21 protein-coding genes are annotated in these 20,804 nt (G+C 67.5%); 7 read left to right on the top strand and 14 right to left on the bottom strand.

From position 1 onward, the window contains the following. The 4 genes from ACNA0R_RS26875 to ACNA0R_RS26890 form a co-directional block, all read right to left on the bottom strand. Window positions 1-507: chromate transporter (locus tag ACNA0R_RS26875; protein ID WP_415829135.1), on the bottom strand; the 507-nt coding region annotated here is incomplete at its 3' end. Then, window positions 504-1,085 (bottom strand): chromate transporter, encoded by a 582-nt coding sequence (locus ACNA0R_RS26880; RefSeq protein ID WP_415829136.1) that lies wholly within the window; start codon window positions 1,083-1,085, stop codon window positions 504-506. The genes ACNA0R_RS26875 and ACNA0R_RS26880, both read right to left, overlap by 4 nt. 281 nt (window positions 1,086-1,366) lie before the next feature. After that, complete coding sequence (locus ACNA0R_RS26885) at window positions 1,367-2,059, bottom strand: 4-carboxy-4-hydroxy-2-oxoadipate aldolase/oxaloacetate decarboxylase (RefSeq protein WP_415829137.1); 693 nt, start codon at window positions 2,057-2,059, stop codon at window positions 1,367-1,369. Window positions 2,060-2,317: 258 nt separating this feature from the next. Continuing rightward, on the bottom strand, window positions 2,318-3,310 hold the full coding sequence (locus ACNA0R_RS26890; RefSeq protein WP_415829139.1) for a tripartite tricarboxylate transporter substrate binding protein: 993 nt from the start codon (window positions 3,308-3,310) through the stop codon (window positions 2,318-2,320). Window positions 3,311-3,428: 118 nt separating this feature from the next. Between ACNA0R_RS26890 and ACNA0R_RS26895 the strand changes: the two genes are divergently transcribed. Next, window positions 3,429-4,322 (top strand): LysR substrate-binding domain-containing protein, encoded by an 894-nt coding sequence (locus tag ACNA0R_RS26895; protein ID WP_415829140.1) that lies wholly within the window; start codon window positions 3,429-3,431, stop codon window positions 4,320-4,322. Window positions 4,323-4,339: 17 nt separating this feature from the next. Here ACNA0R_RS26895 and ACNA0R_RS26900 read toward each other — a convergent pair whose 3' ends face one another. Continuing rightward, window positions 4,340-4,744 (bottom strand): transcriptional repressor, encoded by a 405-nt coding sequence (locus tag ACNA0R_RS26900; RefSeq protein WP_415829142.1) that lies wholly within the window; start codon window positions 4,742-4,744, stop codon window positions 4,340-4,342. A 107-nt stretch (window positions 4,745-4,851) separates the two neighbouring features. Here ACNA0R_RS26900 and ACNA0R_RS26905 point away from each other — a divergent pair, with 107 nt between their 5' ends. Beyond that, complete coding sequence (locus ACNA0R_RS26905; RefSeq protein ID WP_415829143.1) at window positions 4,852-5,913, top strand: AI-2E family transporter; 1,062 nt, start codon at window positions 4,852-4,854, stop codon at window positions 5,911-5,913. 134 nt (window positions 5,914-6,047) lie between these two features. Here ACNA0R_RS26905 and ACNA0R_RS26910 read toward each other — a convergent pair whose 3' ends face one another. Together ACNA0R_RS26910 and ACNA0R_RS26915 are read right to left on the bottom strand one after the other, a co-directional pair. Next, entirely contained in the window at window positions 6,048-6,908 is an 861-nt protein-coding gene (locus ACNA0R_RS26910) for a MetQ/NlpA family ABC transporter substrate-binding protein (protein WP_415829144.1), read from the bottom strand. A gap of 12 nt (window positions 6,909-6,920) precedes the next feature. After that, window positions 6,921-7,595, bottom strand: coding sequence for a carbonic anhydrase (locus tag ACNA0R_RS26915; protein ID WP_415829145.1), 675 nt, complete (start codon window positions 7,593-7,595; stop codon window positions 6,921-6,923). A 78-nt stretch (window positions 7,596-7,673) separates the two neighbouring features. On the opposite strand from ACNA0R_RS26915, the gene alkB reads away from it, so the two are divergent. After that, window positions 7,674-8,354, top strand: coding sequence for a DNA oxidative demethylase AlkB (gene alkB / locus ACNA0R_RS26920; RefSeq protein WP_415829146.1), 681 nt, complete (start codon window positions 7,674-7,676; stop codon window positions 8,352-8,354). 137 nt (window positions 8,355-8,491) lie between these two features. Here alkB and xerD read toward each other — a convergent pair whose 3' ends face one another. Together xerD and ACNA0R_RS26930 are read right to left on the bottom strand one after the other, a co-directional pair. After that, on the bottom strand, window positions 8,492-9,454 hold the full coding sequence (gene xerD / locus ACNA0R_RS26925) for a site-specific tyrosine recombinase XerD (RefSeq protein WP_415829147.1): 963 nt from the start codon (window positions 9,452-9,454) through the stop codon (window positions 8,492-8,494). A 6-nt stretch (window positions 9,455-9,460) separates the two neighbouring features. Continuing rightward, window positions 9,461-10,447 (bottom strand): VTT domain-containing protein, encoded by a 987-nt coding sequence (locus ACNA0R_RS26930; RefSeq protein ID WP_415829148.1) that lies wholly within the window; start codon window positions 10,445-10,447, stop codon window positions 9,461-9,463. A 184-nt stretch (window positions 10,448-10,631) separates the two neighbouring features. Here ACNA0R_RS26930 and ACNA0R_RS26935 point away from each other — a divergent pair, with 184 nt between their 5' ends. Further along, window positions 10,632-11,792 carry a metallophosphoesterase gene (locus tag ACNA0R_RS26935; protein ID WP_415829149.1) on the top strand — a complete coding sequence of 387 codons (1,161 nt, stop codon included), beginning with the start codon at window positions 10,632-10,634 and terminating at the stop codon, window positions 11,790-11,792. A 3-nt stretch (window positions 11,793-11,795) separates the two neighbouring features. Here ACNA0R_RS26935 and ACNA0R_RS26940 read toward each other — a convergent pair whose 3' ends face one another. Then, window positions 11,796-13,100, bottom strand: a complete 1,305-nt coding sequence (locus ACNA0R_RS26940; protein ID WP_415829156.1) for an ABC transporter ATP-binding protein — start codon at window positions 13,098-13,100, stop codon at window positions 11,796-11,798. Window positions 13,101-13,105: 5 nt separating this feature from the next. After that, window positions 13,106-14,839, bottom strand: coding sequence for an ABC transporter permease (locus tag ACNA0R_RS26945; RefSeq protein WP_415829150.1), 1,734 nt, complete (start codon window positions 14,837-14,839; stop codon window positions 13,106-13,108). Window positions 14,840-15,054: 215 nt separating this feature from the next. Between ACNA0R_RS26945 and ACNA0R_RS26950 the strand changes: the two genes are divergently transcribed. Next, entirely contained in the window at window positions 15,055-15,444 is a 390-nt protein-coding gene (locus ACNA0R_RS26950) for a DUF423 domain-containing protein (RefSeq protein WP_415829151.1), read from the top strand. Window positions 15,445-15,490: 46 nt separating this feature from the next. After that, window positions 15,491-16,381, top strand: coding sequence for a DMT family transporter (locus ACNA0R_RS26955; protein WP_415829152.1), 891 nt, complete (start codon window positions 15,491-15,493; stop codon window positions 16,379-16,381). Window positions 16,382-16,424: 43 nt separating this feature from the next. Here ACNA0R_RS26955 and ACNA0R_RS26960 read toward each other — a convergent pair whose 3' ends face one another. The 3 genes from ACNA0R_RS26960 to ACNA0R_RS26970 form a co-directional block, all read right to left on the bottom strand. Next, a complete protein-coding gene (locus ACNA0R_RS26960) occupies window positions 16,425-17,702 on the bottom strand; it encodes an MFS transporter (RefSeq protein ID WP_415829153.1) in 1,278 nt (425 codons plus the stop codon). A gap of 212 nt (window positions 17,703-17,914) precedes the next feature. Further along, window positions 17,915-18,553 (bottom strand): glutathione S-transferase family protein, encoded by a 639-nt coding sequence (locus ACNA0R_RS26965; RefSeq protein WP_415829154.1) that lies wholly within the window; start codon window positions 18,551-18,553, stop codon window positions 17,915-17,917. Between the two features lie 88 nt (window positions 18,554-18,641). Then, window positions 18,642-19,571, bottom strand: a complete 930-nt coding sequence (locus ACNA0R_RS26970; RefSeq protein ID WP_415829157.1) for a LysR family transcriptional regulator — start codon at window positions 19,569-19,571, stop codon at window positions 18,642-18,644. A 229-nt stretch (window positions 19,572-19,800) separates the two neighbouring features. Between ACNA0R_RS26970 and ACNA0R_RS26975 the strand changes: the two genes are divergently transcribed. Further along, window positions 19,801-20,787, top strand: a complete 987-nt coding sequence (locus tag ACNA0R_RS26975; protein WP_415829155.1) for a Bug family tripartite tricarboxylate transporter substrate binding protein — start codon at window positions 19,801-19,803, stop codon at window positions 20,785-20,787. The last annotated feature ends 17 nt before the right edge of the window (window positions 20,788-20,804 follow it).

Here is a 20,804-nt window from a genome sequence, read left to right on the forward strand (position 1 = left end):
GCCCACCAGCCCCCCGCCCAGCAGCAGCCACAGGGGATGCAGCCGCGTGCGCCACCCCAGCACCGCGACGCCGGCCGCGATGGCGCCCAGCAGCCACCCGTCCACCGAGGCTTCCGTGATCAAGGCCGCGCTGGCCGCCAGCAGACCCACGGTGACCGGGAAAATGCCGGCCTGTGCCACCGCGCGCCACGGCTTGTCCTTGAAGCGGTCCCACAGGCGCATCACCACGATGACCACCAGCGAAGACGGCACGAACTTGGCGAAGCTGCTGACCAGCATGCCGGGCAGCCCCGCGATATGCCAGCCGATCATGGGCACGATCATCAGGTTCGGCCCCGGCGCGGCCTGGGCCAGCGCGAACAGCGCCGTGAAATTTTCCGCCGTCATCCAGTGATGCACGTCGACGACCTGGCGCTGCATTTCCGGCAGGATGGTGTTGCCGCCTCCGAAGCCGATCAGCGACAGCTGGGTGAAAAGAATGGCCAGCTGGATCAGGATGGTGGTCATCGGCGCATCCTCCAGGTGATCAGGATGCTGAGCGGCGTGATCAGCAGCATGGCGGGCAGCAGCGGCATGCGCACGACGGCAATGGCGATGAAGCCCAGCACGGCGATGAACAGTCCCCAGCGGTTTTTCAGCAAGGGCGCGCCGATCTTCAAGGTGAGCGAAATCAGCAGTCCTGCCGCCGCGGCCGCCAGGCCGGCGAATAAGTGCTTTACGTGCGGATCGTGCTGGTAATGGTCGTACACCGCGCCCAGCATAATGACGACCACCGTGGGCATGAGCACGAAACCCAGCATCGCGCCCAACGCGCCGGGCAGGCCGCGAAAACGCATGCCCAGGGCGACCGACAGGTTGATGATGTTGCCGCCCGGCAGGAACTGGCACAGGCCCAGCAGCGTGGTGAATTCTTCGCTGGAAATCCAGCGATGCTTTTCCACCGCCATGCGGCGCGCCAGCGGCAAGGCGCCGCCGAACGCCGTCATGCCCAGCCAGAAAAAACCCGTGAACAACTGCCATACGGTAGGTGGATCGGCGAGCGGCGGCTCGATCACGGGCGCTGCGGGGTTCGCTGCGGGCTTCATGCCGGGGAATCCAAGAGAGAAGGTTGCAAGGCGAAGGCGCTGTCGCGGTGAAAGATAACGGTGCGGCGGCGCCCTGGCTAGCGGCGCCGCTGATCCGGTCACCACGTCTTATATATTATATAAGAGTCGGCAAACAAGAACGCATGAGCCCGATGCGAATTGCGCGCGGCGCCATGAAATAGAAAACCGGGCCCTGAACCGCGCCGCCGCCGGATGATCCGGACGGCGGCCGTTCAGGGCCCGGCCTGCCTATGCGTTATGCCTACGAAGCTGGCGTGAAATCAGGGTAGATCGGCTTCGCTGTCCACGTACACCAGGCCGGCCTCGCGCAGCTTATCGCGCATGCCGTAGATGTCCAGGCCCAGTTCGCCGGCGGCCAGGCGCTTGCGATTCAAGGCTTCCTTCTGCAGACGCGCCTCGCAGGCCTGCGCCACTTCGGCCGCGCGACGGCGCGGGACGATCACGATACCGTCATCGTCCGCCACCACCACGTCGCCGGGCGACACCATGGCGCCGGCGCACACCACCGGCAGATTGACCGAACCCGGCGTGGCCTTGATGGTGCCCTTGGCGGAAATCGCCTTGGACCAGACGGGAAACCGCATGTCCTTGAGCGCCTGCACATCGCGGCAGCCGGCATCGATGACCAGGCCGACGATGCCGCGTGCCTGCATCGACGTGGCCAGCAGTTCGCCGAACATGCCGTCGGTGTTGGGCGCGCTGCAGGCCACGACCATGACGTCGCCCGGCTGGCACAGCTCGATGGCCACGTGCAGCATCCAGTTGTCGCCCGGATGGGCCAGCACGGTCACCGCGCTACCGCCGATCGCCGCGCCCGCCTGGATGGGACGCATATAAGGCTGCAGCAGGCCGCTACGGCCTTGCGCTTCATGCACCGTCGCCGTACCGGCCGCCGCCAGCTGTTTGATAACCGCGCCATCCGCGCGCTGGATATTCCGTACCGCGTAATTCATCTCATGCTCCATAACGCCACGCACACCGCATCGCCTCACACGACGCTGCGCGAGCGAGGCGCGCGCAGCGTTTCGGCGGTGCCGCACAACCGCGGACGCCGCGGAGCCGGCTTTGCCGGTCCGCTGGCGTCGCCCCCTTTGAGGGGGAAGCGCGTAGCGCTTCGGGGGTGGGCCTTCCTTCCGGTCCGCCAGCGTCGCCCCCTTGAGGGGGAAGCGCGCAGCGCTTCGGGGGTGGGCCTTCTTCAAGGTTGGGCTTTATCAATCAGCCTTGATATTGCCGGCCTTGATGACACGCGCCCACTTGACCGTCTCTTCCTGCACGAACTTGCCGAAGTCGGCCGCGCTGCCCGGAGTGGTCACCGCGCCCAGTTCCGACAGCCGCGCCTGCACGGCGCTGTCGGCCAGCGCCTTTTGCAGCGCGTCGTTCAAGGTGGCGACCACGTCGGCGGGCGTGCCCTTCGGCGCGCACAATCCCCACCATACGGCGGCGGCCGCGTTCGGCAGGCCCAGCGCGGAAATCGTCGGCACGCCCGGCAGTAACGCGGACGGCTTGCTATCCAGCACGGCCAGGGTCGTCATCTTCCCCGCCTTGATGTGCGGGATGGCTTCGACGGGATTGATGGCCATGAAGTCGATGCGGCCGCCCAGCATATCGGTGATGGCCGGCGCGCCGCCCTTGTAGGGAACGTGCAGCGCATTGAACTTGCCTTCATCCTTCAGCAGTTCGCTGGCCAGATGGCCCGAGCTGCCGTTGCCGGCGGTCGCATAGGTCAGCTTGTCCGGATTGGCCTTGCCGTAGGCGATCATGTCCTGCAGCGTCTTGAACTGCGACGAGGCCGGCACGACGACCACCAGCGGCGCATACCCGATCGCTCCCACCGGGATCAAATCCTTGGCCGGGTCGAAATTCAGGTTGGAGAACAGCGCCGCGTTGCTGGCCAGGGAATTGGACGCCGTCAGCAGGGTATAGCCGTCGGCCGGAGCGCGCGCGACGATGTCCATGCCGATATTGGTGGCGCCGCCCGGGCGGTTATCGATAATGATGCTTTGCTTGAGCGTCTCGCCCATTTTCTGGGCCACGAGGCGGGTGACGATATCGACCGCGCCGCCGGGCGCATAAGGCACGACGATCTTGATGGGCTTGGACGGAAAGTCGGCTGCGTGGCTTGTCCCCGGCATCACGGCGGCGGCCATGGCCGCTGCCAGGCCGAAGCCGCGAACAAACTTGGAAAGCGCGCTGCTGGCTCGCATTCAGGTCTCCTGAGAATTGCGCAAAAATACTTTATGTTGCAAACGTTATAATGGTTTACCCTAAACCATAGCGTCCAATACTTTTTCCGTTCCACATTAATAGCTTTTCCAAATAACCATGGATTTCCGCCAACTCCGCTATTTCGTGGCGGTGGCAGAGGAGCTGAGCTTCAGCGCGGCCGCCCGCCGCCTGCATGTCAGCCAGCCGCCCTTGAGCATGCAGGTGAAATCCCTGGAAGACGAATTGGGCGCCACCCTGCTGCATCGAACCAAGCGCCGCGTGGAGCTGACCGAGGCGGGCGCCCTATTCCTGGAACAGGCCCGCCGAGCGCTGCAGCATCTGGAGCGCGCGGGCGACGTGGTGCGGCAGGCGCTGCAAGGCGAAGCCGGCGAGATCCGCATCGCCTTCACCGCGTCGGTGCCGATGTTCGAGGCTTTCCCGCGCATCGTTCAGGCATTCCGCAGCCGGCACCCGGGCGCCAGGGCGGACCTGCTGCATATGTCCACCGGGCAGCAATTGCAGGCGCTGGCGGACCGCAGCATCGACGTGGGTTTCCTGCGCCCTTCCATTCTGTTCTGCCCGCCCCCGGACATCCGCGTCCTGACGCTGTGGAGCGACCGGCTGATGGCCGCCCTGCCCGCGGCCCACCCGCTGGCGCGCGACGATGCACCGCTGCCCATGGCGGCCCTGTCCGGCGAATCGTTCATCCTGTTCCCGCGCGGCTTGGGCTGCGGCCTGTTCGAGCACGTCGGCGTGCTGGCCAGCCGCGCCGGCTTCGCGCTGCAGATCGGCCAGGAAGCGCGCGAAGGCGCCACCATCGTCGGCCTGGTCGCGGCGGGCATGGGCGTTTCCGTGTTGCCGGAGACCTACGCCAAGACCGGCATTCCCGGCGTCGTCTACCGCCCGCTGGAGACGCCGGACGCCAGCAGCCAGATCCTGCTGGCGCACCGCGCCGGCGACGACACGCCGCTGCTGGCGCGCTTTTTCGAGACCGCCACCGCCAGCCGTTGAACGCCGCGGGCGTCGGCCTACTTCGGCGTGGCGAAAATCGTGATGGTGAATTCGGTCAGGCTGTAGCCCATATCGTCGGCGATCTGCCGCAGGCGGCGTTCGATTTCCGGGTCGACGAACTCTTCCACGTCGCCGGTGGACGTGCTGACCAGATGGCCATGGTGCCGGTCGCCATCGTTCAATTCGAAGACCGCCTTGTTGCCGCCCAACTGGCTGCGCTTCAGCAGGCCCGCCTGTTCGAACTGCGTCAGGACGCGGTATACCGTGGCCAGCCCCATCTCCACGCCTTCGTGCATCAAGTGCCGGTAAACGTCCTCGGCGCTCAAATGGCGCTGTTCGCTGTTGCGAAAGAGATCCAGTATTTTCAGGCGGGGAAATGTGACTTTCAGCCCTATGCCCTTAAGGTCGACGGAATCCGTCATGTCTGTCCTCCACCTGCGTGAATGGCGCACGGTCCGGCCGACAATGGCATCATGCGCATGGCGCACCGCCGTACGGGCGGTGCACGCTATCGCGGGAAACCCCAACAATGAGCAACTCCAACCTGCATTACCGGACTTTCCTTTTCCTGCTGATCGTCGTGTCGATCGCCTTCGGCTGGATACTGTGGCCATTCTACGGCGCCGTGTTCTGGGGCACCATCCTGGCCATCATATTCGCCCCCCTGCACCGCCGGCTGCTGGCGCGCATGGGCAAGCGCCGCAACCTGGCCGCGCTGATCACCCTGCTGCTGTGCGTGCTGATCGCCATTCTGCCAGTGATTCTGATCACCGGCTCGCTGGTACAGGAAGGCACGGCGCTGTATCAACAGATAAAGTCGGGCGATTTGAATTTCGGCCTGTATTTTGAGCGGGTGCTGAACGCCCTGCCCCCGTCCGTGCATGCCTTGCTGGACCGTTTCGACCTGTCGGACATACGCAGCCTGCAGCAGAAGCTCAGCGCCGCCACCGTGCAGGGCAGCCAGTTCCTGGCCACGCAGGCCTTCAGCATCGGCCAGGACACGTTCCAGTTCGTGGTCAGCTTCGGCGTCATGCTGTACCTGCTGTTCTTCCTGCTGCGCGACGGCGCCTCGCTCTCGCGCAGCATCAGCCGGGCGATCCCGCTCAGCGAGGCCTACAAGCAGCACCTGACGCGCAAGTTCACCACCGTCATCCGCGCCACGATCAAGGGCAATGTGGCGGTCGCCGCCACGCAGGGCCTGCTGGGCGGCCTGGCGTTCTGGGTGCTGGGCATCCAGGGCTCGCTGCTATGGGGCGTGCTGATGGCCTTCCTGTCCCTGCTGCCGGCGGTAGGCGCGGCGCTGATCTGGGTGCCGGTGGCCGTGTACTTCCTGGTGACCGGGGCTATCTGGCAAGGCGTGGGATTGATCGCCTTCTGCGTGCTGGTGATAGGGACGGTCGACAACATCATGCGGCCCATCCTGGTCGGCAAGGACACCAAGCTGCCCGACTGGGTGATCCTGATTTCCACGCTGGGCGGCATGGCCTTGTTCGGCCTGAACGGTTTCGTCATCGGGCCGCTGATCGCGGCGCTGTTCACGGCGGTGTGGGACCTTTTCACGCTGGAAGGCGAAGCGCCCGCCGAGGAGTAGACGCGGGCTCGGGCCTCGCCATCCAGACGCTACGCCCCATCGAGCGACGCCGGACGAGATGCGGCGGAGATGGCCGGACGCCGCGTCCGCGGACCGGGGCGGAAGCCGCCGGCGCCCGCGCCGCGCCGCCGCCGCTACCAGGGAAAGTCGATCAAATCCCCGTACAGGCGCCGCAGGGTGGCCTTGACCTCCGGCGACTGCTGGTACACCTGTATGAATTTCAGCAGGCGCGCGTCCTGGGCGTGCTCGGGCAGCGATACCCAGCGTATGGCGTAGCGGCGTACATTTTCCGGGTCGTTGTTGTCGAAGGCCAGGCCGTCTTTTTCGTCCAGCCCGCCATGCTTGGCGAAGGTCGTGTAGGTGGCCGACGCCGTGACATCGTCGAAGGCGCGAGCCGCCTGCGCGCCCTCTATCGCGACGAACTTCAGGTCCAGCGGATTGCTTTCCACGTCCAGCAGCGTGGCCCGCTCCGCCGCGCCGGCCTTCAGCTTGATCAGGCCCATGGACTGCAGCAGCAACAGGGCGCGGCCGGTATTCACGGGATCGGCCGGCACGCCGATGGAAGCGCCATGCGGCAGCGCTTCGCCGCGTTTCACCTTCTTGGAAAACAGCCCCATGGTGGTCGAATAACCATAGGCGATCGGCGTCAGGTTCGCGCCGCGGCTGCGGTTGAACAGATCCAGAAAGGGTTTGTGCTGGAAAAAGTTGGCCTCGATCGATCCATCGGCGACCGCGACATTGGGCATCACCCAATCGGCGAATTCCACCAGCTTGGCGTTGACGCCCGCGTCGCGCGCCTGGGCGATGGCGATTTCCGTGGCTTCGTTGGCGACGCTGGCGATGACGCCTATGCGCAGGGGCGCCGGCTGCGCCCGGACCCGCGCGAAGGGCGCGGCCGCCAGAACGGCGGCACCGCCGCCCAACGCACGCAGGACACGCCGGCGGGGCAGGCTGGATCGAGCGCGGGATGACGCGCGTGGGAATGCGGCCGGCATCGCCTTCGCGCCTCAGGCCGCGCCGTGCTGGCCGGGACCTTCGCCAGGGCCTTCGCCGACCGGGACGAACTCGCCCGACTGGGGGTCGCGGACGAAAAGCAGGCCGGTGGCCACGCCGAAATACGCACCGTGCAATTGCAGCTCGCCGCGCCGCACGCGCTGGCTGATATACGGGAAGGTCATCAGGTTCTTCAAGCTGTGCTCCACCACCTTGAGTTCCAGGCGGCGCAGATCGGCCGCGCGGTCGCCGGTCATGTCGACCTTGCGCGCGGTGGTTTCGATCTGGGACATCCATTTGCCGATGAAGTCGCCCTTGGCCAGCGGTTCGGCATCGTCGTAATACGAGCGGATACCGCCGCAGGATGCGTGGCCCATCACGACGATGTGCTTGACGTTCAGGCCATTGACCGCGAATTCGATGGCGGAACTGGTGCCGTGGTAGTGCGAGTCGGGCTCGTAGGGCGGGACCAGGTTGGCGACGTTGCGCAGGACGAAGATTTCGCCGGGACCCGCGTCGAAGATCAGTTCCGGCGCGACGCGGGAATCGCAGCAGCCGATGACCATGATCTCGGGGCTTTGACCTTCCGCCAATTGGCGATACCGGTTGCGCTCCGCGTGGAAGCGTCCTGAGAGGAAATCCTGGTATCCGGCGGTAAGCCGCTGGGGAAAGTCGAAAGTGAGATCCATGGTGATTCATACCTGCAGAAAAGACGAAGCCTATTCTAGCTTCGCCGGCTGATCGGCGCGCATCCTACAATGCCAGGCATGGCTCATTCCCCTGCCCCGCCGCCGGCGACCGCCGACCTGTTCGGCAGCCCCGAAGATGAAATCCCCTGGGACGAACCCATCGCGCCGGGCGCCGTGCTGCTGCGCCGCTATGCCTGCGCAAGCGGGGCGGAGCTGCTGGCCGCGGTCAAGGCCATCGCCGCGGAGGCGCCGTTCCGGCATCTGATCACCCCGGGCGGGCAGCGGATGTCCGTGGCGATGACGAACTGCGGCGAACAGGGCTGGATTTCCGATCGGCGCGGCTATCGCTATGGCGCCGAGGATCCGCTCAGCGGCAAGCCCTGGCCGGCCATGCCGGAGCCCCTGATCCGGCTTGCGCGCGAGGCCGCGGACCGTGCCGGCTACGCGGATTTCGCGCCGCAAGCCTGCCTGATCAACCTGTACCGGCCCGGCGCCCGGCTGACGCTGCACCAGGATCGCGACGAACTGGACCTGGACGCGCCCATCGTCTCGATATCGCTGGGATTGCCGGCCACCTTTCTGTTCGGCGGCCTGCAGCGCAACGACCGGCCACGGCGTTTTCCGCTGGTGCATGGCGACGTCGCCGTGTGGGGCGGGCCGTCCCGCCTGGCCTTTCACGGCATCGCGCCGCTGCGCGACGGCGTCCATCCCGCGACCGGCGCCAGCCGCGTCAACCTGACCTTCCGCAAGACGCGTTGAGCCCGGGCCGGCGGCCGGCGCCGTCATCCGGCCGGCGCGCGGACCCGGCGAGCCCGGCCCGGGCGACATGGGCGGCGTCACGTGCCAGCGTCGCGTGGGCGGCACGCGTCCGCCGCGCTCCCGGGCCGTACGGTCCTTCAACCCCGCGGATGATGCTGCGCGTGCAGCGTCTTCAGCCGTTCGCGGGCGACGTGGGTATAGATCTGCGTGGTCGAGATATCCGCATGGCCCAGCAGCATCTGCACGACCCGCAGGTCGGCGCCGTGGTTGACCAGATGCGTGGCGAAGGCGTGGCGCAGGACGTGCGGCGAAATCGGCGCGCGGATGTCGGCTTCGCGCGCATAGCGGCCCACCATCAGCCAGAACGTCTGCCTGTGCATGGCGTCGCCGCGTATCGTGACGAACAGCGCATCGCAAAGCCGCCCCGCGAGCAGCAACGGCCGCGCATGCTTGACGTAGCGGTCCACCCAATGCGCGGCCTCCGCGCCCAGCGGCACCAGGCGGTCCTTGCCGCCCTTGCCGCCCACGACCCGCACGACACCCTGGTTCAGGTCGACGTCCAGCGCCTTCAAGCTCATCAGTTCGGAAACGCGCAGGCCGGTGGCGTACAGGGTTTCGAGCATGGCCTTGTCGCGCAGGCCCAGTTCGGTGTCGACGCGCGGCGCGCGCAACAGGGCCTCGACCTGGGCTTCCGACAAGGTTTTAGGGGTGCGCAGCGGCTGCCGCGCGGAACGGACGGACAGGCAGGGGTCCTGGGCAATGCGGCGCTCGCGCAAGGCCCACTGGAAGTAGCGCCGCAGCGCCGACAGGCGGCGGTTGGCCGTCGTCGGCCGCGTGTCGGCATGGACCGAGGCGAACCAACCCTCGATATCGCCGGTAAGCGCCGTCGAAATGCGCCGGCCTTCATGCTCGTGCAGCCAGACGTCGAAGGCGGCCAGGTCGTTGCGGTAGGCGTTGAGGGTGTTGCGGGACAGTCCGTCTTCCAGCCATAAGGCGTCGAGGAATTCGGCGACGCTGGGATCGATGTCCTGCCGGCTTTGCAGCGACGGCGCCTCGGCGGAACGCGGCGGGGGCGCCGGCTTGGACGATCTTGAGGGCACGGCGGCTCAGCTTCCGGACGCCCGCGCCGGGGCCGCTGCCGCCGCGCCGGCCGTGCCGACAGCGCCCATGGCGAGCGCCGCCTCGGCCTGCCGCCGCGCGAGCCAGGCGTTGTACCCGCCCGCCAGTGCGCAGGCGTTGCGATACCCGGCCTTCAACAAGCGGTCCGCCAGCACCGCCGCGGAGATCTCCTCCGGGCAGGCGCAATACACCACGATGTGGGCATCGACCGGCCATGCCTGCTCTTGCTGGCCGATCGGCGCATGCGGATCGAAGGCGATGGCGCCGGGCATGGGATCGTCGCTGCTGGCCCGCACGTCCAGCAGCACCGGCACGCAGCCCTGGGCCTGCATTTCATCCAATTCGTCCAGCGTCACGCGCCGCACGTGGGCGAAGCGCCGGATGGTGCGCTTGCGGCGCACCCAGCGATAGCCCAGGTAGCAGGCCAGCATCACCGCGATGGCGAGCAGGCCGTAGCCGCCATACTCGCCCAGCACGGCGATGACATCGCCCACCATGTCATTGAAGGCCGCCCCGACGATCAGCGCCGATCCCGCCCAGATCAGCGACCCGCCGGCGTCGTACGCCAGGAAACGGCGGAACGGCAGCCCGGCATAGCCGGACATCACCGTGGACAGCGCGCTGGCCCCCGGCAGGAATTTCGCGACGAACAGAATGCGCGGCCCCGTGCGCCAATAAAGCGATTGCGTCTGCCGTATGCAGGAATCGCGCGAGATCGATACGCGGCATACGGTATTCAGCAGTCCGCTGCCGAAGCGCTTGCCGCCGGCATACCAGGCCGCATCGGCGATCAGGCAGGCGACCACGGCCGCCGCCAGGGTCAGCTCCCAGGGCAGATTGCCATGCACGGCCAGCGCGCCGGCGACGATCAGCAGCGGATAGGCTGGAATGGGCAGGCCGGCCTGCTCAAGCAGGACGTTCAGGAAGACCAGCAGCGGGCCGTACTCCAGCAGCAGGAACTCGATGTCTTTCAAAACAGTTCTCGGGCCAAACTCGGGGCGGAAGAATGCGCACGGCGCGGCCGGCATGTGATCGGGGCGACACGAAGCCCGTCACACAAAGCCGGCCGCGGCGCGCGTTGAATTAAGGCGGCGCATGAGCGCCATACCGCATAATGAGGGCGCGCCGGCTATTTTTCAATTCGGCGGAGACCCCTGCATGCGTCGCCCTCCTCTGATTACCCGCATTCTTGCCATTGGCATTCTTCTGCACGTCTACATCGCGCTGCGCCTGATCCCCGAAGCCCCCGTAGCAGAGCCCATCCGCTGGCTCGCTGTCCTGTACCTGGCCGCGTCCTGCCTGTTGATTCCGCTGGGCGCGCGCGCCCGCCAGATGGCGCCCGGCTGGTCGCGGCAGGTTGCCTGGACGGGCCTGATGGCGATGGGGTTTTTCTCCTCGCTGCTGGTGCTGACGCTGCTGCGCGACGTGCTGCTGCTGGTGGTCTGGGCCGCCGGCGCACTGGGCGGCCTGCCCGCCGATATGGCCTCGCTGCGCGGCACGTCGGCGCTGGTGGTGCCGGTGCTGGCGCTGCTGATTACGCTGGTGGGCCTGTTCAATGCCCGCCGCCTGGCCCGGGTCGTTACGGTCGACGTACCGATTGCCGGCCTGCCTCCGGCTCTCGCGGGATTCACCATCGCCCAGATCAGCGACGTGCACGTGGGCCCGACCATCCGCCGGCCTTACGTGCAGGCCATCGTGGCGGCCGTGAACGCGCTCGATGCCGATGTCGTCGCGGTTACCGGCGATGTGGTCGACGGGCCGGTGGACCAGCTTTCGCCGCATACGGCGCCGCTGTCGGGCTTGAGCGGGCGCTACGGCGCCTATCTGGTCACCGGCAACCACGAGTACTACTCCGGCGCGCGCGAATGGGTGGCGGAGTTCCAGCGGCTGGGGCTGAACGTGCTGTCCAACCGTCACGTGGTCATTACGCACAACGGCGCCCGCCTGGTCCTGGCGGGCGTCACCGACTACAGCGCCGGCCAATTCGATCCGGCCCAGCGCAGCGACCCGCGCGGCGCCCTGCTGGGCGCGCCGGCCGACGCGACCGTGCGCATCCTGCTGGCGCACCAGCCGCGCACCTCGGTCGCGGCGGAGCCGGCCGGATACAGCCTGCAGATTTCCGGGCATACCCACGGCGGCCAGTTCCTGCCCTGGAATTTCTTCGTCCGGCTGCAGCAGCCCTTCACCGCCGGGCTGAAGAAAATGGGGCGCATGTGGGTGTACACCAGCCGCGGCACCGGCTATTGGGGACCGCCCAAGCGCATCGGCGCGCCATCGGAGATCACGCGCATCCGTCTGGTGCCGGCGCGCGAAGGCTGACGGCTATTCCGCCGGCGTGGTCGGCAGATGCAGCCGGCCGGTGTGATAGTCGTAGCCGTAGACCTCGCCGTAGCGGCCCCATTCGACGGCTACTTTCAGCACCCGCTCGGCCTCATCGGCCTTCAGGAATTCTTCCAGCATGTCCAGGAACTGCTTGTCCGGCAATTCGCCCGAGGGTTCCTGCTGCAGCGAATGGCGGATATTGGCCGCCAGCGGGATATGCGCCAGCAGCTGGCGGCCGAATATTTCCTGGCGTTCCTGTTGTTCCGCGCCGGCATAGCGCCGCCCCACCGGCGTAAGCGCGATATCGCCCTGTTCGACCAGCGCCAGCCCCAACAGGCCCAGCGCTTCGTAGGCCGGGAACAATTCCTCGTCGGGCAGGCCGGCCTCTTCCGCCAGGCGCGGCAGGTCGGCCCTGCCGTTCAGCGGCGGTTCGGCCAGCAGCTCCAGCACGGCTTCCATGGTGCCGACGTTGGCATCGGGCAACCGGTAGGCCTGGTGCACCGGCGCGGCGGGCGCCCCGGCCGCCGAGGCCGGCAGCGGCTTGGCGGTCATCAAGGAATACACCTGGTCGACCAGGGCGCGCACTTCCGGCGAATCGGCGTTGCGCGGACGCGGTAGCGTGACGTGGATTTCGTCGCGCACGCGCCCGGGGTCGCTGGCGAAAATCAGGATGCGGTCGGCCATCATCACCGCTTCCTCGATGTTGTGCGACACCACCAGGATGCCGCGCGTCCCCATGCGGCGCTCTTCCCACAGCTCCAGCATGTCGTCGCGCAGCGATTCGCCGGTCAGCACGTCCAGCGCGGAAAAGGCTTCGTCCATGAGCAGTACGTCGGGGTTGGTGGCCAGCGCCCGCGCGATGCCCACGCGCTGCCGCATGCCGCCCGACAATTCGCGCGGCAAGGCACCACCGAAGCCCGCCAGCCCGATCAATTCCAGCGCGGCCTCGGCGCGCTGTTCGCGCTCGGCCGGCGCGACGCCCTGCGCTTCCAGTCCCAGCGCGACGTTCTGCCGCACGGTCAGCCAGGGGAATAGCGCAAAGGACTGGAACACCATCGCGATGCCGGCGGCGGGACCGTACAGCGGCTGCCCGCGATAGCGGATACTGCCGTGATCGGCCGGAATCAGGCCGGCCATGATACGCAGCAGCGTCGACTTGCCGGAGCCGGACTTGCCCAACAGCGCGACAATCTCGCCTTCCCGCAAATGGAAATCCACGCCTTCAAGCACCGAACGGGTCGCGCCGTCGGCGGTGCGGAACATCTTGCTGACGCCGGTCAGATCCAGCAGATTGTTTTCGCCCATCATCGCTATCTGCTCCACTTTTCGGCCAGCAAGTACAGCCGGCGCCACAGCAGCCGGTTCAAGCCCATGACGAATACGCACATCACGCCTATGCCCAGCGCAATGCGCGGAAAATCCCCGCGCGAGGTCATGTCGGCGATGTAGCCGCCCAGGCCGGTTGCGGTCAGCGTGGTCTTGCCCCACGTCACGACCTCGGCCACGATGCTGGCGTTCCATGACCCGCCGCTGGCCGTGATGGCGCCCGTCACGAAACTCGGAAAGACCGCGGGCAGATAGAAGCGGCGCCACTTCAGCCAGCCTTTCAGGCCCAGGTTGTCCGCCGCATAGCGCAGTTCGCTGGGAATGGTGGTCGCGCCCGCGACGACGTTGAACAAGATATACCACTGGGTGCCGAAGATGATCAGTGGACTCAGCCAGATCTCCGGGTTCAAGCGGAAGGCAACGATCACGATGACGGCCAGCGGGAACAGCAGGTTGGACGGGAACGCGGCCAGCAATTGCGCCAAGGCCTGCACCCGCTGCGACCAGACCGGACGCAGGCCTATCATGATGCCCAGCGGCACCCAGATCAGCGAGGCCAGGCTGATCAGCACCAGCACGCGCAACAGCGTGATCAGGCCCAGGCCGAAGACGCGCAGCACTTCGGTCCAGCCCACTTCCGCATGCACGAAAACCACCAGGCGCCAGACAGCGATCAAGGCCAGGGCCGTCAGCACCGCATCGACGGCGCGCTCGACGTAGGCGCTGCGCGTGCGTACGCGCGCGCGCACCGACGTCCCGTCATAGCCGCGCCGGAACCAGCCCAGCACCCGTTGCGCCTGCGTGGCCAGCGCATCGCTGCAGGCCCGCGTGAGACGGCCGCGGCGCAGCCAGTCCAGCACCCAGGACTGCTGCGCGGTATTGCCCTGGGTATCCTCGAAGCGGAACTTGTCGGCCCAGGCCAGCAGCGGGCGGAAGAACAGCTGGTCGTACAGCAGAATGCCGATCGCCATCGCGACGATGGCGTAGACGATCGCATGCACGTCCTGCGCATCGATGGCCACGGCGATGTAGGAACCGATGCCGGGCAGCTTGATATCCTGGTTCGATACGGTGATCGCCTCCGACGCCACCACGAAGAACCAGCCGCCGGACATGGACAGCATCATGTTCCATAGCAGCGCCGGCGTGGCGTACGGCAGTTCCAGCCGCCAGAAGCGCTGCCAGGCGCTGAGCCGGAATACGCGGGCGGCTTCGTTCAGCTCCGAAGGCACGGTGCGCATCGACTGATACAGGCTTAGCGCCATGTTCCAGGCCTGCGAGGTGAAGATGGCGAAGATCGCGGCGCATTCGACGCCCAGCAGGCTGCCCGGAAACAGCGCGATGAAACCCGTGACGGTGATCGACAGGAAGCCCAGGATAGGGATGGACTGCAGGATGTCCACCATCGGCACCAGGATTTTCTCCGCCGTGCGCGACTTGGACGCCACCGCGGCGAACACGAAGCTGAATACCAGCGAGGCGCCCAGCGCCATGAACATGCGCAGCGTGGTCCGCAACAGGTAATAGGGCAGATAGGCGGGATCCAGCGAGATGGGCAGCGGCGTGCCCACGGCATAAGGCTTCGCCATCTGGGATGCGCCGAAGGCCAGCGCGGCCAGTACGCCCAGGATCAGGGGCAGCAAAGCCCAGTCCCATCGGTTGGGACCGCGGCCATCGGCGGAACGCACCGCCGGTTTGGAAACAGAAATCGGGTACATGCCCTGCTCCCGCAGGCAAAGACTGAATGGCTGCCGGTGCGCGGCGTCGCATTGCGCCGCCGCAAAGGCGTGCGCAAGGTAGCACGAGCATGCGGGAGCGTCCACCGTCAAAACTTGACGGTTTTCTGAACGCGCGCGCATCGGCGCGGACGTCCGCGCCCACGCCCGGATGTAGAATCGGGGACGGACGTTACCCTAGCCCTGGAAGTGCCCCCATGCCTGACCGTGTATTCATTTTTCTCGGCGCCCTGAACATGTTCCTGGCGGTTGGCGCGGGTGCATTCGGCGCGCACGGCTTGCGGCGCATCCTGTCGGCCGACATGCTGCAGGTCTGGCAGACCGCCGTCACCTACCACATGGCCCATGCGCTGGGCCTGCTGGCGATCGCCGCGTTGGCGCCGCGCTTCGCCCATGCGCCGGGAATATGGAACGCCGCGGGGTGGCTGATGTTCGCCGGCATCGTCGTGTTCAGCGGCAGCCTGTATCTGCTGGCGGGTACCGGCATACGGTGGCTGGGCGCGATCACGCCGCTGGGCGGCACCGCCTTCCTGGCCGCCTGGGCGCTGGTCGCCTGGCAGGCGCTGCGGGCCACCTCCGGCAGCTGAGCCCGATGCCGACACCGCCGCGGGCCACCTCCAGCAGTTGAACCCCATGCAGACACATCAGACGGCGCCGCCCACGGCGGCCGCCGGCATTCTTTGCATTCTGGTGGGCATGCTAAGCCTGACCATCAGCGATGCGATCGCCAAATGGCTGGGCGGCATGTACTCGCCGCCCCAGATCCTGTTCCTGCGCTGCGCGATCGCCCTGCCCTTCGTCGCCGCGGTAGTCGTCGCCATGGGCGGCAAGCTGGCCTTGCGCACACGCCATCCCGGCATCCACCTGCTGCGCGGCGCCATCAATGTCGTGTCCGCCAGCGCGTTCTACGGCAGCCTGCGCTATCTGCCTTTCGCGGAAGCCACCGCGATCTCATACGCGGCGCCGCTGTGCGTAACGCTGCTTTCGGTGCTGGTGCTGAAAGAGCGCGTCGACGCCATGCGCTGGGCCGTCATCGCGCTGGGCTTCGTCGGCGTCCTGTTCATCGTACGGCCGGGCGCGTCCGGCTTCCAGCCGGCGGCGCTGCTGCCGCTGGTGACGGCGGTGCTTTATGCCGCCATGATGATCAGCGCGCGCTTCATCGGCCCTGGCGAAAGCTTCCTGACCATGGCGTTCTACATCGTCGCGGGCCAGCTGGTATGCAGCGCGGCCGTGCTGCCCTGGTTCTGGCGCACGCCCGACCCGACGCACTGGCCGTTTTTCGCCGGCGTTGCCCTGTTCAGCACGGCGGGGCTGTCGCTGATCACGCAAGCCTTCCGGATCGCGCCCGCGTCGGTGGTCGCGCCCTTCGATTACACCGGGCTGATCTGGGCCACGCTGCTGGGCTGGATCTTCTGGCGCGAAACGCCGGACGTACTGACCTCCGTCGGCGCCGTCATCATCGTCGGCGCGGGCCTGAGCATCATCCTGCGCGTGTCGATGCAGGGCGACGGAAAGACCTCGTAGGCGCGGCGCCGACGCGGCCACTCGAAGCCCGCGGCGCCGCCGCTCAGCGGGCCTTCGATGCGGATACCGGCGCCGCCTGGGCCGGCTTCGCGCCGATGACCGCGTACAACCGCCAGGCCAAGGCCAGGCCCAGCACCAGCAGCGTGCCGATCAGGCCCGCCACGCCGTTCCATCCCGCCACTTCCCAGCATGTGCCGCCCACCGAGCCCAGCACGCTGGACCCCAGGTAGTACGCCAGCAGATACAGCGAAGCCGCCTGCGCCTTGTATCCGCGCGCCAGCTGTCCCACCCACCCGCTGGCCACCGCATGGGCGGCGAAGAAACCGAAGGTCGCCAGGATCACACCCGCCACCATTGCCGGCAGCATGGAGGACAGCGTCAGCAATACGCCCAGCAGCATGGTCCCGACGCCCAGGCACAGCATCAGCCCGCGCCCATGGCGATCGGCCAGGCGGCCGAACAGCGCCGACGCGAATATCCCCACCACATACACCGTGAAGATCGCGCTGATGGCGGCCTGGCTCAGCGCATACGGCGGCGCCAGCAAACGAAAGCCCGCGTAGTTGTAGATGGTGACGAAGCCGCCCATCAATAGAAAGGCCAAGGCAAACAGCGACAACAGGTTGACGTCGACCAGGTGCGTCATGATGCCGGTTCGGGCCGCGGCCCAGCCGCCGCCGCGCTGGGGCGTGAAATGGCGCGACGCCGGCAGGCTCATCACGAACAGCACGGCGGCGCCCATGCCCAGCACGCCCACCGCCATCATGGCGATACGCCAGTCGAAATAGTCCGCCAGCAGGCCGGTCATCACCCGGCCCGCCATGCCGCCGAACGCGCTCCCGCCGATATACAGCCCCATGGCGAATCCCAGGTCGGACGGCTCGACCTCCTCCGCCAGATAAGCCATGGCCACGGCGGGCACGCCGCCCAGCACCAGCCCTTGCAGCGCGCGCACCGCCAGCAGCGCATGCCAGGTCGGCGTCAGCGCCGCGGCCAGCGTCAGGATTCCGGAGGCGAACAGCGAGATCGCCATGATGCCTTTGCGCGGCAGGCGGCTGGACCAGAATCCCACGATGAAAATCGCCAGCGCCAGCAGGCCTGTCGTCAGCGATAGCGACAGACTGCTCTGCGTGGGCGTGATGCCGAAATGTTCGGCGAACAGCGGCAGCAGCGGCTGCACGCAGTACATCAGCGAAAAGGTGGAAAAGCCGGCGGCGAACAGCGCCCAGTTGGTATTGCGGTAGCCCGGCGTGCCGCGCGTATGGCGTGGCGGCGCATCCGCGCCATGCGGCACGTCGCGCTTGATCGATGGCGAAGTCATGGGAAGAACATGCGTAGCGTGGCGGCCGGTCCGAAGACATCTCCGGACAAAAAAGACGGCGCGGCGCAGCCGCTACAGTAGGGCGAAACCGGGCCCCTGTCCAATCGGCGGCGTCCGCCACGGGGCGCCGGCGATGCCGGCGCGGCCGCGGAATTGGACGATCGATCCGCTGCGCGCGGCGCCGCGGCGACGGCCGCCGCCTGGCCTGCCGCTCAATCGCCCGCGCCGGAAAAATGCCGATGCAATACGTCGCGGACGCGGGGATGCCCGGCCGCCTGGTCGGCCGCCGCGGCCAGGCGCGGGCAGTGCTCATCGAACCATGCGCGCCGTGGACGCCAGTGCGTCATGACCGTCACATACAGGTCCAGCGCCGTCATCTGGTCGCCCAGCACATGCGGTTCGCCTACCTGCTGTTCGATGGTGCGCCAGAGCAGCTCGCGACGGGCATCGGTGGCGGCGCGCAGCTTGTGCGCCGCTTCGCCCTCCCCGGTCCAGCGCGCCGGGTCGTCGCCATAGGTGAAGGTCGGATACACCGCCGCGCCCAGGCGCACCAGCATCTCGAAGAACCGGGCGCGCGGCAGGGTGCCGGCGGCCGGGACGAGATTGGCGTGGGGCGCGGCGTCGTTCAGATGCAGGATCATGGCCGCGCTTTCGGTCATCACGGCGCCGCCCGGCAGGATCAGCGTGGGCACCTGGCCCAGCGGATTGAGCCCCAGCAAGCGGTCGCGGCCGGGCCCGGGCTTGAGATAAGGTACGTCGGTGATGCGGGCGTCCAGACCGGACAGGCGCAATGCGGCTTCGATGATGGCCGAGCCGCAGCCCCGCGAACCGATCAATTCGTAGTGCGTCATGGCGGCGCTCCCCTGCGAGTTACCCCCGCGGTCCGCGTGGCGGTAGATGCTTACGGGACTGTACACCCGCGCCGCGGCGGCCGAGGCATCAGGACGTAACCGGATCTCCGTAGACGGGCGCCGGCTCGCCGGCGAGCACCTCGCGCAGCACCTCCAGAAAGCGATGCGCCATCAGCGGCAGGGGCTGCAGCTCGGAATAGGTCGCCCAGATGCCCACGCTGGCGGCGGGTTCGATCGGGCGCACGGCGACGGAGCGCCGCAATTCCGGGCCGACGCACCAGGCGTCCACCAGGGCCGGCCCCAGGCCCTGCTGCACGAAGGCGGCCGCCATGACGGGCGAGTGGACTTCCAGCGCCGGCGCATGGGCGGGCGGACCGTCGAAGAACGCCGTCAATACGCGGCCCAGCGGCGCTTCCGCGGGATAGCCGATCCAGTCCACCGACGAAAAATCCCGCGCCCGGACCACCGGCCGCGCCGCCAGCGCATGGCCGGGTGGCAGGATACAGACGACCTGCGAGCTGCCCAGCTCGACGGCGGCCAGATTGGGATGATCCGGCGGACGCATGGAGACCGCGATGTCGGCATGACCGCCCAGGAAATACCCCGCCAGCTCGTCGAAGGTAGCGGTGCGGTAATCGACCCGCACGCGCGCCCGCGCCGCCCGCAGCGCGCGCAAGGCCATGGGGACCATGCGCTGGCCATAGCTGGCGCTGGAGACGACCCGCAGCATGCCGGCCCCGGCCTCGCCCAGGGTCGTGGCCAGCTCGTTGACGCGCTGGATGCCGCCATACACCTGTTCGACTTCGGCATACAGGCGGCGCGCTTCGGCGGTGGGCGTCAGGCGGGTGCGCGACCGTTCGAACAGCGGGTAGCGCAGCCGGCTTTCCATCAAGGCCAGCACGCGGCTGATGGCGGGCTGCGAGACGTGCAGCATGCGGCCGGCGCCGCTGATGGAGCCGGACAGCATGATGGCGCGAAAGACTTCGATCTGGCGCAGGTTCAGCGGCGGCCGGTCCATCGACCCTGTAGACACGGGATGAGCCTCGCTACGGCCCGCCGCGCATGACGCGCCGTGCCGGAAGTTCAGGAGTTCTGGGATAACGCGGGATTATAGGTTTTCCATATTTTTTGATATGCGGCTGGCGCGGGGCCGGTGGTACCTTCCCCCGCTTGACCCGGACGGCGGCCCCGCCCGCCCAAGGGTCGCATGACCCGCAGCCATCCAAACCAAGCAAGGGGAACGGACTATGTCCACCATCACGCAGTTTCGCCGCTGGGCCGTCGCCACGGCCCTGATCGCCATCGCCGGCAGCGCGGCCGCCGCCGGCTCCAATTGGCCCGATCATCCCGTCACGTTCATCGTGCCGTCCGCGGCCGGCGGTTCGCCGGACGTTCTTTCGCGGCTGGTCACCGCGCAAGTGGCCAAGCAGACCGGCGGCACGCTGGTCATCGAAAACCGTCCTGGCGCGGCCGGCAATATCGGCATCAACCTGGTCAAGCGCGGCGCCCCGGACGGCTACACCATCGGCTACGGCAACATCAATACGCTGGCCGTGAACCGCTCGCTGTTCAAGAAGCTGCCCTACGACGTGGACAAGGACCTGGTGCCGGTCGTCCATATGATGGACCTGTACAACGTCCTGGTCGTGCCGGTCAGCTCCCCTGCCCACAGCGTGCAGGAACTGATCGACCTGGCGCGCAAGAATCCGGGCAAGCTGTCGTACGGCGCGCCGGGCGTCGGCACCACCGGCCACATGGGCGGCGAGCTGTTCAAGAGCATGGCCAAGATCGACGTCATGTTCATCCCCTACAACGGCGGTCCGGCCGCCATCCAGGACCTGCTGGGCGGCCGCATCGACTACCTGTTCGCCAATTCCTCCGAAGCCGTGCCGCTGGTCAAGAGCGGCAAGGTACGCGCGCTGGGCGTGAGCAGCCTGAAACGCCTGGACCTGCTGCCTGAGGTCCCGACGCTGGACGAAGCCGGCCTGAAAGGCTACGAGACCGTGGCCTGGGGCGGCGTGGTCGCGCCGCACGGCACGCCGGCGGACGTGGTCGCCAAGATCAATGCCGACATCAACCAGGCCCTGAAGGCGCCGGAAGTCCGCGAAGGCCTGGCCACCCTGGGCGCCGTGCCCGCGGGCGGCTCGCCGGAGGACTTCAAGAAGCTGATCGATAGCGAAACGGCGAAGTGGCACGACATCATCGAAACCGCCAAGATCGAGAAACTGGACTAAGGCCCCCCCCTAAGGCC

This window comes from Bordetella sputigena (assembly GCF_965137885.1).
In the GTDB taxonomy this organism is placed as follows: Bacteria; Pseudomonadota; Gammaproteobacteria; order Burkholderiales; family Burkholderiaceae_B; genus Bordetella_C; species Bordetella_C sputigena.